General features: G+C 69.0%; 14 protein-coding genes and 1 pseudogene. 7 read left to right on the top strand and 8 right to left on the bottom strand.

Translation table 11 applies throughout. From position 1 onward, the window contains the following. Positions 1-114: 114 nt before the first annotated feature. From ASJ79_RS08035 to ASJ79_RS08015, 5 genes and pseudogenes are all read left to right on the top strand, one after another. Positions 115-540, top strand: a pseudogene (locus ASJ79_RS08035) (ABC transporter); the annotation flags it as partial. Between the two features lie 15 nt (positions 541-555). Then, complete coding sequence (locus ASJ79_RS08030; protein ID WP_067954191.1) at positions 556-1,230, top strand: isoprenylcysteine carboxylmethyltransferase family protein; 675 nt, start codon at positions 556-558, stop codon at positions 1,228-1,230. A gap of 7 nt (positions 1,231-1,237) precedes the next feature. Beyond that, entirely contained in the window at positions 1,238-1,912 is a 675-nt protein-coding gene (locus ASJ79_RS08025) for an isoprenylcysteine carboxylmethyltransferase family protein (RefSeq protein ID WP_067954190.1), read from the top strand. Positions 1,913-1,931: 19 nt separating this feature from the next. Further along, entirely contained in the window at positions 1,932-2,513 is a 582-nt protein-coding gene (locus tag ASJ79_RS08020; RefSeq protein ID WP_067954189.1) for a DUF4126 domain-containing protein, read from the top strand. 28 nt (positions 2,514-2,541) lie between these two features. Next, positions 2,542-3,024: an MSMEG_6728 family protein gene (locus ASJ79_RS08015; RefSeq protein ID WP_067954188.1), complete on the top strand. Its 483-nt coding sequence runs from the start codon at positions 2,542-2,544 to the stop codon at positions 3,022-3,024. Positions 3,025-3,031: 7 nt separating this feature from the next. Here the strand turns inward: ASJ79_RS08015 and glgC are convergent, their stop codons facing one another. Next, on the bottom strand, positions 3,032-4,246 hold the full coding sequence (gene glgC, locus ASJ79_RS08010; protein ID WP_067954187.1) for a glucose-1-phosphate adenylyltransferase: 1,215 nt from the start codon (positions 4,244-4,246) through the stop codon (positions 3,032-3,034). A gap of 160 nt (positions 4,247-4,406) precedes the next feature. On the opposite strand from glgC, the gene glgA reads away from it, so the two are divergent. Beyond that, positions 4,407-5,570, top strand: coding sequence for a glycogen synthase (gene glgA / locus ASJ79_RS08005; protein ID WP_156448328.1), 1,164 nt, complete (start codon positions 4,407-4,409; stop codon positions 5,568-5,570). A gap of 12 nt (positions 5,571-5,582) precedes the next feature. Here the strand turns inward: glgA and ASJ79_RS08000 are convergent, their stop codons facing one another. The 7 genes from ASJ79_RS08000 to ASJ79_RS07970 form a co-directional block, all read right to left on the bottom strand. Then, positions 5,583-5,750: a DUF3117 domain-containing protein gene (locus ASJ79_RS08000; protein ID WP_003931055.1), complete on the bottom strand. Its 168-nt coding sequence runs from the start codon at positions 5,748-5,750 to the stop codon at positions 5,583-5,585. A gap of 202 nt (positions 5,751-5,952) precedes the next feature. Next, positions 5,953-6,567: a DNA-3-methyladenine glycosylase I gene (locus ASJ79_RS07995; RefSeq protein WP_067954185.1), complete on the bottom strand. Its 615-nt coding sequence runs from the start codon at positions 6,565-6,567 to the stop codon at positions 5,953-5,955. Next, complete coding sequence (locus tag ASJ79_RS07990) at positions 6,564-6,920, bottom strand: DivIVA domain-containing protein (RefSeq protein ID WP_067954184.1); 357 nt, start codon at positions 6,918-6,920, stop codon at positions 6,564-6,566. Before ASJ79_RS07990 ends, ASJ79_RS07995 begins: the two co-directional genes overlap by 4 nt. Before the next feature lie 50 nt (positions 6,921-6,970). Beyond that, positions 6,971-7,930: a glucosyl-3-phosphoglycerate synthase gene (locus ASJ79_RS07985; protein ID WP_067954183.1), complete on the bottom strand. Its 960-nt coding sequence runs from the start codon at positions 7,928-7,930 to the stop codon at positions 6,971-6,973. After that, positions 7,927-8,751, bottom strand: a complete 825-nt coding sequence (gene folP, locus ASJ79_RS07980; RefSeq protein ID WP_231750776.1) for a dihydropteroate synthase — start codon at positions 8,749-8,751, stop codon at positions 7,927-7,929. Before folP ends, ASJ79_RS07985 begins: the two co-directional genes overlap by 4 nt. Positions 8,752-8,888: 137 nt before the next feature. Further along, positions 8,889-10,694 carry a long-chain-acyl-CoA synthetase FadD6 gene (fadD6, locus tag ASJ79_RS07975; protein ID WP_067954181.1) on the bottom strand — a complete coding sequence of 602 codons (1,806 nt, stop codon included), beginning with the start codon at positions 10,692-10,694 and terminating at the stop codon, positions 8,889-8,891. A 39-nt stretch (positions 10,695-10,733) separates the two neighbouring features. After that, the gene (locus ASJ79_RS07970; RefSeq protein WP_067954180.1) at positions 10,734-11,291 is read right to left on the bottom strand and encodes a TIGR00730 family Rossman fold protein; all 558 of its coding nucleotides are present in this window, start codon (positions 11,289-11,291) and stop codon (positions 10,734-10,736) included. Between the two features lie 31 nt (positions 11,292-11,322). Between ASJ79_RS07970 and ASJ79_RS07965 the strand changes: the two genes are divergently transcribed. After that, positions 11,323-12,691 (top strand): ATP-binding protein (locus ASJ79_RS07965; protein WP_067954179.1); only part of this gene is annotated, 1,369 nt, incomplete at its 3' end.

Genomic DNA, 12,691 nt, shown 5'->3' with positions numbered 1-12,691 from the left:
ACTCGCACAATGCGGTGGTAGCACGTTCGTAGACGCGGGTGAGTACGGGTTGAATCCCGTATCCCACATAACATTCGGCGTCAGGTGGGGAGGCGTGCATGCCGAAGATCTCACCGCCGCCGACGGCTGTCGACCGCGGTGGTCTCGGCGGTGCTCGGTGCGACCGTGCTGATGTTCTTCGCCGGCCTGGGCAACGGTCTCGGCGCCGGGCTGGCGCTGGGCGAGCCCGAAACGGTGCTCAGGCTCACGCTGGCCGGGGTCGCATTCGTACCCGCGCTCGCGGTGCTGGCCGGGGTGGCCGCGGTGGCCGTCGCTCTCCGCCAGACCTGGATCGGTTGGCTGGCAGTGACATTCGTCGTCGCTTCGCTGTATCTCGGCGCGCTGCTGCGCCTGCCCGGCTGGCTGCTCGACCTGTCGCCGGTGGGCCAGACCACCGCGCCGCAGGACTTCCCGCTGGCCGGGATGGCGGTGATGGTCTTCGTCGCGGCGGCACTGGCTCTGGCCGCGAACTGCTTCTACCGAAACCGCGACGCGGTGTGAACGGAAGGCGGGAAGATGAGCATGAGACTCAAGACGATCGTGATGAGTCTGACCGGGACGACCCTCTTCGGCGTGCTGCTGTTCTTACCGGCGGGAACGTTCCATTACTGGCAGGCTTGGCTTTTCATCGCCGTGTTCGCCGCCACGACAGCATGGCCCAGCATCTACTGGGCCAGGAAGAAACCCGAGGTCCTGCAGCGGCGGATGAAAGTCGGACCCACGAAGGAAACCCGGCCCGCGCAGAAGATCATCGTGGCAGGCATCCAGCTGTGGTTCGTCGTGACGCTGATCGTCAGCGCCCTCGACCACCGCTTCGGCTGGTCGGACGTGCCCGTACCGGTCGTCCTGCTCGGCGACGTGCTGGTGGTGCTCGGCCTCGGCATCTCCCTGCTCGTGGTGCACCAGAACAGCTATGCGGCCTCGACCATCACGGTCGAAGCCGAGCAGCCGCTGGTCTCCACCGGGCTCTACGGTCTGGTACGCCATCCGATGTACTCCGGATCGTTGGTCATGGCGATCGGTATTCCGCTTGCGCTCGGCTCGTACTGGGGGCTGCTCGTCCTCATCCCCGGCATCGCCGTCTTCGTCTTCCGCATCCTCGATGAGGAGAAGGCACTCATGTCGGAACTGAGCGGATACCCCGAATACACCCGGAAGGTGCACCACCGCCTGGTGCCGGGAGTGTGGTGAGAAGATCGTGAAAGCGCTTGTCCAGACACTGTGGACGGTGCCCATCGGTCTCACCGTCTTCGGGCTGATGGTCTTCGGGCCAGCGGGCAGCTTCGACTACTGGCAGGGCTGGACGTTCATCGCGGTGTTCGCCCTCGCGACGCTGATCCCCAGCGTCTACCTGGGCCGGGCGAGCCCGGAGGCACTGAGGCGCCGCACGCACGCCGGCCCGCGGGCCGAGACCCGAACCCTGCAGAAGGCGGTCAGCGTGCTCGCGTTCGGATCACTGGCCGCGATGATCATGGTGAGCGCGTTGGATTTTCGCTTCGGCTGGTCGGCGGTGCCCGCTGGGGTGTCGGTCGCCGGTGACATCCTGGTGGCGCTCGGGCTCGGAATCGCCATGCTCGCCGTCATCCAGAATGCCTATGCGGCCGCGAATGTCACCGTCGAGTCCGGCCAGCAGCTGGCGACGGCCGGCATGTACGCCGTGGTGCGGCATCCGATGTACTCCGAGAATGTGATCATGATGATCGGCATCCCCCTCGCGCTCGCCTCGTATTGGGGTCTGCTGTTCGTCATTCCCGGGCTGATCGTCCTCGCCCTGCGCATCAGCGACGAGGAGAACATGCTGACCACCGAACTCGCCGGGTACCGCGACTACAAACAGCAGGTGCGCCACCGACTCGTCCCCGGACTGTGGTGAACCGCCGCATACTGAGCGCATGGAGCTGCTCACCGGGTTCGGCCTGGCGACCGCGGCGGGGCTGAACGCCTACATCCCGCTGCTGGCGCTCGGGCTGCTGGGCCGGTTCACCGATCTGGTCACCCTGCCCGCCGGCTGGGCCTGGCTGGAGAACGGCTGGGTGATGGCGATCGTGGCGGCGCTGCTGGTCGTGGAGGTCGTGGCCGACAAGGTGCCCGCGCTCGACACGGTCAACGACACGGTGCAGACGTTCGTCCGTCCCACCGCCGGGGGCATCGTGTTCGGCTCGGGCACCGCGGCCCAGACGGCGGCGGTCACCGATCCGGGTGCGTTCGCGCAGTCCGGCCAGTGGATCCCGGTCGCCGTCGGGGTGGTCGTCGCGCTGGTGGTGTCGCTGACCAAATCGACCGTGCGGCCCGCCGCCAACGTCGCCACCGCCGGGGTCGCCGCACCCGTGCTCAGCACCACCGAGGACGTCGTCAGCGTCGGGCTCGTCTTCGTCGCGATCCTGGTGCCGGTCCTGGTGCTCGTGGCCGCCGCCGCGCTGGCGTGGGCCGCGGTCGCGCTGATCCGCCGGCGCCGGGCGCGCCACGCCACCTGAACCGCCCGCGAACGGGTATCCCGCCGGAATGCAGACCTTCCTGCCGCGCCCCGGCTTCGCCGACTCCGCGCGGACGCTGGACACCCGGCGACTGGGCAAGCAGCGGGTGGAGACGATCCAGATACTGCGTGCGCTGACCGTCGCCGGTTACGGATGGCGTCACCACCCCGCCGCGGCCATGTGGGCCGGCTACGAGGAAGCCCTGGTGCGGTACGGCCTGGAGGTGTGCGGCGTCTGGTGCGCCGAGGGCCGGGGTGACACGTGCGCGGCGACGCTGGCCGCCGACCTCACGGCCGGGACCGGGCTGTCGGCGGTCCGCACCTACGACGAGCTGGCGGCCGCGGACGAGCTGCCACCGTGGCTCGGCGACAGCGATTTCCACCTCAGCCACCAGTCCGCTCTGGTGCGCAAGGATCCGGAGCACTACCGGCCGCTGTTCCCCGACGCTCCCGAGGACCTTCCCTACGTGTGGCCGGCGTCGGACCGGGCCCGCCGCGTGCCCGTGCACTGACGAACCGTCAGATCCAGACGCCCTTGCCGACCGCGACCACCCCGCCGGCGCTGATCGAGAACCGCTCGCGATCCTTGTCCAGGTCGACGCCGACCATCTCGCCGGGACCCACCACGACGTTCTTGTCCAGGATCGCGTGGCGCACCACCGCACCGCGCCCGATCCGCACCCCGGGGTGCAGCACACTGCCCTCGACGATCGCGCCGTCGTCGACGACGACGTTGGACGACAGCACCGAATTGCGCACCGACGCAGCCGAAATGATGCTGCCCGCGCCGACCACCGATTCCTGCGCCGAGCCGCCGTTGACGAACTTGGCCGGCGCCAGGTTCTCCGCTCCGCCACGGATCGGCCAGCGCTTGTTGTACAGGTTGAACACCGGGTGCACCGAGACCAGGTCCATGTGCGCGTCGTAGAACGCGTCCAGCGTGCCGACATCGCGCCAGTACCCGTGATCACGCTCGGTGGCCCCGGGCACCTCGTTGTCGCTGAAGTCGTACACCGCGGCCATCCCGTCGGCGACCAACCGGGGGATGATGTCACCACCCATGTCGTGGTCGGAATCGTCGTCCTCGGCGTCGGCGCGGATCGCGTCGATCAGCACCTTGGTGGTGAAGATGTAGTTGCCCATCGACACGAAGGTCTGCTCGGGATCGTCCGGGGTGCCCGGCGGGTCGGCGGGTTTCTCGATGAACCCGCGGATCCGGCCGGAGTCGTCGGCGTCGATGCAGCCGAACGCGGTGGCCTCCGCGCGCGGCACCCGGATACCGGCGACGGTGGCCCCGGCACCGCTCTCGATGTGTTGCTGGACCATCTGCTCGGGGTCCATCCGGTACACGTGGTCGGCGCCGAAGATCACGATGTAATCCGGATCCTCGTCGTAGATCAGGTTCATCGACTGGTAGATCGCGTCGGCCGATCCGGTGTACCAGCGGGGGCCCAACCGCTGTTGGGCGGGCACCGGGGTGATGTATTCACCGGCGAGCCCGGAGAGCCGCCAGTTCTGCGAGATGTGACGGTCCAGCGAATGCGACTTGTACTGGGTCAGCACGCAGATCCGCAGATAGCGGGCGTTGACGAGGTTGGAGAGCACGAAATCGATGAGCCGGTAGCCGCCCCCGAAGGGCACGGCGGGCTTGGCGCGATCGGCTGTCAGCGGGTAGAGGCGCTTGCCTTCTCCGCCTGCGAGGACGATGCCCAACACATGTGGCGCTTCCCTCATGCTGCCAACCTATCCGCACGCGGAGACGGCGGCCACCCATTCCCGCTTTTGCCGCGCCGCGCGCCGCTCCCCACCGCGCGGCAGGGCGTCTTCTGGGGCTGTCGGTCAAGACAATTGGGGATGCGACGCGACGGGTTCGGAAGTTGGATACCGTCACAGGATGCGGGTGGCGATGATGACTCGGGAGTATCCACCCGAGGTCTACGGCGGTGCTGGTGTCCACGTCACGGAGCTGGTCGCCCAGTTGCGGCATCTGTGTGAGGTCGACGTGCACTGTATGGGTGCGCCGCGGCCGGGGGCCACGGTCGCACAACCCGATCCCGCGCTCACCGGAGCCAACCCCGCGCTGGCGACGCTGTCGGCCGACCTGAACATGGTCAACGCCGCGTCGGCGGCCACGGTCGTGCACTCACACACCTGGTACGCCGGCATGGCCGGGCACCTGGCCGCGCTGCTGTACGGGGTGCCGCATGTGCTCACCGCGCACTCGCTGGAACCGATGCGGCCGTGGAAGGCCGAGCAGCTCGGCGGCGGCTACCGCATCTCGTCCTGGGTCGAGAAGACGGCCGTCGAGGCCGCGGCCGCGGTGATCGCGGTCAGTTCGGGGATGCGCAGGGATGTGCTGCGCACCTACCCGGCGCTGGACCCCGACCGGGTGCACGTGGTGCGCAACGGCATCGACACCGAGGTCTGGTACCCGGCCGAGCCTGACCCCGGCGCATCGGTGCTGGCCGAACTCGGGGTGGACCCGGCCCGGCCCATCGTGGCGTTCGTCGGCCGGATCACCCGGCAGAAGGGCGTGGCGCACCTGGTCGCGGCCGCGCACCATTTCGCCCCCGAGGTGCAGCTGGTGTTGTGCGCGGGTGCGCCCGACACCCCCGAGATCGCCGAGGAGGTGGCCTCGGCGGTGCAGGAGCTGTCCCGCGCCCGCACCGGCGTGTTCTGGGTACGCGAAATGCTGCCCACCCACAAGATCCGCGAAATTCTTTCGGCAGCAACCGCTTTCGTGTGTCCGTCGGTGTACGAGCCGCTCGGCATCGTGAACCTCGAGGCGATGGCGTGCGCGACGGCGGTGGTCGCGTCCGACGTCGGTGGGATTCCCGAGGTGGTCGCCGACCAGCGGACGGGCCTGCTGGTGCACTACGACGCCGACGACACCGCGTCGTTCGAACAGGGACTCGCCACGGCGGTCAACTCGCTCGTCGGCGACCCGCAGCGCGCGGCCGAATTCGGAAGCGCGGGACGGCAGCGGTGCATCGACGAGTTCTCCTGGGCGCACATCGCCCAGGAGACCCTGCAGATCTACCTCGATGTCTCGAGCTAGCGGGCGTCGGCCCTAGCTGGTCACACCCTTGAGTTCGTCGCCCAGCGCGGCTGCCTCTTCGGGGGTGAGTTCGACGACGAGCCGGCCACCGCCTTCCAGTGGTACCCGCATCACGATGCCTCGCCCCTCCTTGGTTGCTTCCAGTGGACCGTCTCCAGTCCGGGGCTTCATCGCCGCCATCGAGTGCTCCCTCCACATGGGCGTGCCCGTCAGGGCCCTGGTCTGCCGTGAGCCGGGCCCCCGCACGCTACGGACGTGCAACGACAGCACCCGGCTCTGAACTGCTACAGACCTCCATTGTTCCCTATCCGGGCAAGGTCGTGTGCCAAGACCCGGCTATAGAGACCCGAACGTGCCGTTGCGGACGGTCAGCGGCGGGGGCCTACCGCCCGTCGGAGAGCCGCGGCACCCAGCAGTTCGCGACGTGGTCGTCGACCATCCCGGTGGCCTGCATCAGCGCGTACGCCGTGGTCGGCCCGACGAACCGGAAGCCCCGTTTCTTGAGCTCCTTGGCCATCGCCTTCGATTCGGGCGTCACGGCGGCGATCCCCGACATGCTCGCCGGGCGCGCCCGTGTCACCCGGTCCGCCGGGGCGAAGGACCACAGCAACTCCCCCAGATCCTCACCGGCCTCGGCCATTTCCGCGGTGACGCGGGCGTTGGCGATGGTGGCTTCGATCTTCGCGCGATTGCGCACGATCCCCGGATCGGCCAGCAGCCTGTCGACGTCACGGTCGGTGTAACCCGCGATGCGTTCGACGTCGAACCCGTCGAACGCGGCACGGAAGTTGTCCCGCTTGCGGAGGATGATCAGCCAGGACAACCCGCTCTGGAACGCTTCCAGGCTGACGCGTTCGAACAGCGCCGCCGAATCGTGCAGGGGGCGGCCCCATTCGGTGTCGTGGTAGTCGCGATACAGCTCGAAATCCGCTGCGGAAAGCCGTGATTGGTCGATCCATCCGCAGCGGATGCGCGGATCGGCGGCGGTGGCGCTCACGCGTCGTCCCGCGCGTGCTGCGGCGGCACCGTGGAGGCGTCACCGCCACCGTCACCGTCGATGCCGTGGGCGGCGCGCACCGCGGCGAGTTCACCCCGGAGCGTGTCGAGCTCGCGGGCCAGGCGGTCCAGCACCCAGTCCACCTCGCTGACCTTGTAGCCGCGCAGGGTCTGGCTGAACTTGACCGCGTCGACGTCGGCACCGGTGACACCCGAGGCGGGCAGCACGGTGGCCGTGGTGGCCTGCGGCAGCGGCGGCAGCGCCTCACCACGACCGAACAGCACACTGCCGACGGCGAACAGCACGATGCCGACGAGCACCAGTACGACGAGGTACAGCAGGACGAGAGTCACCCCTCGATACTGCCTGAAAGCGCCGACACCGGCGCCACCTCACCCGCCGGTCAGCGGGGGCGCAGCGTGACCATCGGCGGGCGGTCGGTCAGCGAGACCGTCGACGTCCGCGGGGTGTAGTCCTCGCCGTCGGCGAAGAACTGCGTGAGCCCGATCCCGGAGTCCGGGATGCCGCACCGCGACAGCAGGGTCGCGATGACCTGCCTGCTCATCGACGCGAGCTCGGTCAGCGGTCGGTTGCGGTGGGTGCGGACCCCGAGATTGACCTGGGCGATCCCGTCCAGGCCGAGCCTGTCGTAGGTGTCGACGAGCAGCCCGATCTCCACGCCGTAGCCGGGCGCGAACGGCACCGTGGTCAACAACTCGCGCGTGCCCGCGTACTCCCCGCCCAGCGGTTGGTACAGGCACATGAGTTCGGGACGCAGCGCGGCGAGCAGCGGACGCGCCACCAGTTCGGTGACCCGGCCTCCGCCGTTGGCGTCCTCCCTGCCGCTGACCTTCAGCGGGCGTCGGTAGAACCCCTTGACCAGGTGCACGCCGTCGGCGGTGAGCAGCGGGCCGAGCAGCTTGGGCACGAACATCGGGTCCGGATCGAGCAGATCGGAGTCGATGAACGCGATGATGTCGCCCGTCGTCGCCGCCAACGAGCGCCACAGCACCTCACCCTTGCCGGGCTGCGGCGGCACCTCGGGCAGCGCCACCTCACGGCTGACCACCCGGGCACCGGCGGCCACGGCGCGGATCTCGGTGTCGTCGGTGGAACCGGAGTCGAGCACGACCAGCTCGTCGACCAGCCCGCCCAGCAACGGGGTGATGGTCTCGACGACGCCGGCGACCGTCTCCTCCTCGTTGAGCGCGGGCAGCACCACCGACACGGTGCGCCCCTTCTTGGCGGCTTCGAGTTCGGCCACCGTCCAGTTCGGACGGCACCAGCTGCGCTCACCGAGCCACCGATGTCCGGCGACGCCGTATGTTTCCAGGTCGTTGACGCGATCAGACAACACAGTCATGCCAGTCCCCTCACCGTGCGTTTCGGCTGACGGGCGCCCTTGATCGACGCAACCATCTCCAGTACCCGACGTGTGGGCCCGACCTCGTGCACCCGAAAGATCCTGGCCCCTTCGGCCGCCGCGAGAGCGGTGGCCGCGAGGGTGCCCTCCAGGCGCTCGGTCAAACCCACACCCAGAGTTTCCCCGACAAAATCCTTGTTACTCAGGGCCATCAGGACCGGCCATCCAGTGTTTACAAGGTCTTCCACATGACGCAACAAACTAAGACCGTGGTAAGTGTTTTTGCCGAAATCGTGGGTCGGATCGATGATGACCCGGTCCCTGCGCACCCCCAGTGCGACCGCCCGCTCGGCGGCCGAGGTCACCTCGGCGATGACGTCGTCGACGACGCCGCGCTCGGTCAGGCCGTAATTGACCCGGAACGGGCGTGTCCGCGGCGTGGCGCCGCCCGTGTGGGAACACACCAGCCCGGCGCCGAACTCGGCGGCCACCCCGGCCAGATCGGGGTCCACCCCGCCCCAGGTGTCGTTGATCAGGTCCGCGCCCGCCGCACACGCCTGCTTTGCCACTTCTGCGCGCCAGGTGTCGACACTGACCACCCGGTCCGGGAACGCGCCGCGCAACCACTCGATGAACGGCACCACGCGCGCGATCTCCTCGGCGACGTCCACGGTCGCGCCGGGACCGGCCTTGACCCCGCCGACGTCGACGATGTCGGCGCCGTCCTCGACCACCCGGTGGGCGGCCTCCTTGGCCGACTCGTCGGTGAACGTCGCGCCACGGTCGTAGAACGAGTCCGGGGTGCGGTTCACGATCGCCATGATCAGCGCTCGGTCCCCGGCCACCGGGCGTCCCAGAAACGTCGACTCCACGCACCCAGGCTACGTTTTCGCCGGGCCCTCGCGATTTCGGCGTAGTTGGTCAACGTCAGCGTGACCAACTACGCCCGAATCACCCGCTACTTGGGCTTCTTGCCCGCCGCGACCTCGCGGGGGTACTCGTCGTAGAACGGCACGTAACCCTCCTCGCGGCCGGACAGCACATACAGCGGGTCGTCGATCTTGACGTCGTCGTCGTCGCCCTCACCGCTGCTGCCGCCGTAGCCCTCCTTGCGCAGGTCCACCTTCTGGCTCTTGAACGTCGACGTGTGCGCCAGTTCGTCGACCACCCGGACGAACAACGGCACCGCGTAACCCGGCAGCTTGTCGAACACCGCGTCGGCCAGCGCCTTGCCGTCGAACTCCTGGCCGTCCTTGAGCTGGATCGCGACCATGCCGGCCTTGCCGCCGGTGTCGGGGATCTCGACGCCGAACACCGTGCACTCCTCGACCTGCCCGTCGGTGGACACCGCGGCCTCCACCTCGGTGGTGGCGACGTTCTCGCCCTTCCAGCGGAAGGTGTCGCCGAGCCGGTCGGTGAACGCGGCGTGGCCGAAGCCCTGGGCCCGCATCAGGTCGCCGGTGTTGAACCAGACGTCGCCCTTCTTGAACGCGTCCCGGACGAGCTTCTTCTCCGTCTCCTTCTTGTCGGTGTAACCGTCGAAGGGCTGGAAGCTGCTCACCTTGGACAGCAGCAGACCGGGCTCGCCGTTCTTGACCTTCCGGACCCGGCCGTCCTCGTCGCGCACCGGGTCACCGGAGTCTTCGTCGTACTCGACGAACGCGATCGGGCTCGGACAGATGCCGGTGGTCTTGTCGATGTTGAGCACGTTGACGAACGCGGTGTTGCCCTCGCTGGCGGCGTAGAACTCGCAGACCCGCTTGATGCCGAACCGCCGGGTGAACTCGTCCCAGATCGCCGGGCGCAGACCGTTGCCGCAGATGACGCGCACCTTGTGCCGGCGGTCGGTGGGCTTCTCCGGCTGGTTGAGCAGATAGGCGCAGACCTCGCCGATGTAGACGAACGCGGTGGCGTCGTAGCGGATGACGTCGTCCCAGAACTTCGACGCCGAGAACGACTTGCCGATGGCCAGCGCGGCGCCGGAGTTCAGCACCGAGGACAGCGCGACGGTCAGCGCGTTGTTGTGGTAGAGCGGCAGGCAGCAGTACAGCGTGTCGTTGCTGTTCAGCCGCATGCCGAGGCCGCCGAAACCGGCCAGCGCGCGCAACCAGCGATAGTGGGTCATCACGCTGGCCTTCGGCATCCCGGTGGTGCCGGAGGTGAAGATGTAGAACGCCTTGTCCTTGGCCAGCACGGCCGAGGTGGTGGCCGGGTTGGTGGTGGGCGCGGTCTCGGCGAGTTGCTTGAGCTCGTCGAGGGTCATCAGCCCGTCGGTGCCGGCGCCGGACTCGGTGATGGGCTCGATGAACTCGGTCTCGGCGACGACCACCGACGCCGAGAGCAGCCCGAGGCTGTGTTTGAGCACCTCGTCGCGCTGGTTGTAGTTCAGCATGCCGGAGATCGCACCGCATTTGACGGCCGCGAGCATGAGCAGCACCGGCTCCGGCGAGTTGCGCATCATGATGCCGACGACGTCGCCGTGCCCCACCCCGCGTGCGGCGAGCACGGCCGCGTAGCGGTTGACGGTCTCGTTGGCTTCGCCGTAGGTGATCTCCCGGTCCTCGAACTTCAGGAAGACCTTGCCGGCGTACTGGGCGGCGCGGTCCTGGAAGACCTTGCCGATCGATGTCTTGGCGGTGGGGCGGGCCCCGAACCCGGTCACGACGCCGCGCACGATGGTCGGCGTGTCCATCAGAAAACCGGGTACCTGCTTGGCGATATCGAGCAGCCCGACGCTGCTACGGGTCCCCGACGGGTTCGTCATAGTTGCCGCTCTTCCTCCGCTGTTGATTTGAGGGTCACCCTAGCCGGGCGCACACGCTGCCAGAGCGGCATCCACATCGTCGACGACGGTCAGGCGTCGCATCGCGTCCTCGGCGACGTAGCCGGTTCCGACCAGCCCGCGCAACCAGGCCAGCAGGCCGTCGTAGTGCCCGAACGGGTCGAGCATCACGATCGGTTTGGTGTGCATACCCAAATAGGCCGCTGTCCAGGCTTCGAAGAACTCCTCGAGGGTGCCGATCCCGCCGGGCAGCGCGATGAACGCGTCGGCGCGGTCCTCCATCACCTGTTTGCGTTCCCGCATCGTGTCGGTGACGACGAGTTCGTCGGCCTCGGTGTCGGCGACCTCCCGGTGCACCAGGCGCTTCGGGATGACGCCGACGGTGTAGCCGCCACGCGAGCGCGCCGCGATGGCCACCGCGCCCATCGCCGAGACGTTGCCGCCTCCGGACACCAGCGTCCAGCCCCGCGCGGCGATCCCCTCGCCGACCCTGCGGGCCAGCTGCAGCAGGCCGGGGTGCACCGGGCCCGACGCGCAGTAGACGCAGACAGCCCACTCACGAGCTTGATCTCGGGACACAGCACCAACCTAGCCACATAGACTCCGCCATGTGCCTGCGCCTCTGGGATGGGTCACCGCACCGCCCGAACCCGCTCTCGGGCAACTCGAAGCCGGGGTCCGGGCGCGCGCCGGCGCGGTGCTGATCGGACCCGCGGGCGTCGGCAAGACCACGCTGGCACGCTCGGCCGCCGACCGGCTGGGCACCGACTTCGCGCGGGTCGACCGGGTGCGCGCGACAGCATCGCGCCAGGCGGTTCCGTTCGCCGCGTTCGAGAGACTGCTCGACGTACCCGAGAGTGGCAGCACCACAACGGTTCTGCGCGCCGCGCGGGACGCGCTGGGTGACGGACGCCTACTGGTGGTCGACGACGCGCACCTGCTGGATCCGCTGTCGGCGGCGCTGGTGTATCAGCTGGCGGTGAGCGCAACGGCGCGGCTGCTGCTGACCGCGACCGCAGGCGGTGTCACGGTGCCCGCCGAGATCGCTGCGCTGTGGCGTGACGGTCTGGTCACCCGGGTCGATCTGGAGCCGCCCGGCCACGACGACGGCCGGTTGATGACGAGGATCGGGGAGTTCGTCGACGCGCTGCCGGCCGCCGCCCACCGCATCCTGGAGTTCCTGGCCGTCTCGGACCCGTTGAGCCGCGCCGACGCCGAAGCACTGACCGATCTCGACACCGTCGACGAGGCGTTGCGGTCCGGCGCGGTCGTGGTCGAGGACGACGAGCTGCGTCCGGCCCACCCGCTGTTCCTCGACGCGGTCCGCGACGAGCTCGGCGGCCCCGACCTGCGCCGGCTGCGCACCGCGATGGTCGCGCAGATCTCCACGGGCTGCATCGGCGTGGTAAGCCGGCTGCGGCTGGCCGTACTGGCGGTGGGCGGGGACCGCCCGCTGCCGTTACCCGACATGTGCGCCGCCGCGCGGGATGCGTTGCGGCTGGGCGATCTTGAGCTCAGCGAACGGCTGGGCCGCGCGGCGCTCGGGACGGCGCCGGACCTGAGCGCCCGGCTGACGGTGGGTTATGCGCTGGCCTGGCAGGGCCGGGGCCGGGAGGCCGACGAGGTGCTCGCCGAGATCGACCCGGCGGGGCTGACCGAGGACGAGCTGATGGCGTGGGCGTTGCCGACGGCGGCCAACCAGTTCTGGATGCTGTCCGAGCCGGAACGCGCGACCGCGTTCCTGCGGACGACCCGCGGCAAGGTGTCCTCACCGGCCGCCCGGGTCACGCTCGACGCGTTGTCGGCGACGTTCACGATGAACGCCGGAAACCTGGACCGCGCACTCGAACTCGCCGACGAAGTGCTCTCGTCGGCCGACGCCGACGAGACCGCGGTCGGCTGGGCGGCGTCGGCAGCTGCGCTCACCTCGGCGCGCATGGGCCGGTTCTCCGACGTCGACGCCCTCGCCGAGCGGGCGC

Source organism: Mycobacterium sp. NAZ190054 (genome assembly GCF_001545925.1).
In the GTDB taxonomy this organism is placed as follows: Bacteria; Actinomycetota; Actinomycetes; order Mycobacteriales; family Mycobacteriaceae; genus Mycobacterium.
This window is presented reverse-complemented; position numbering and strand designations above follow the sequence as displayed.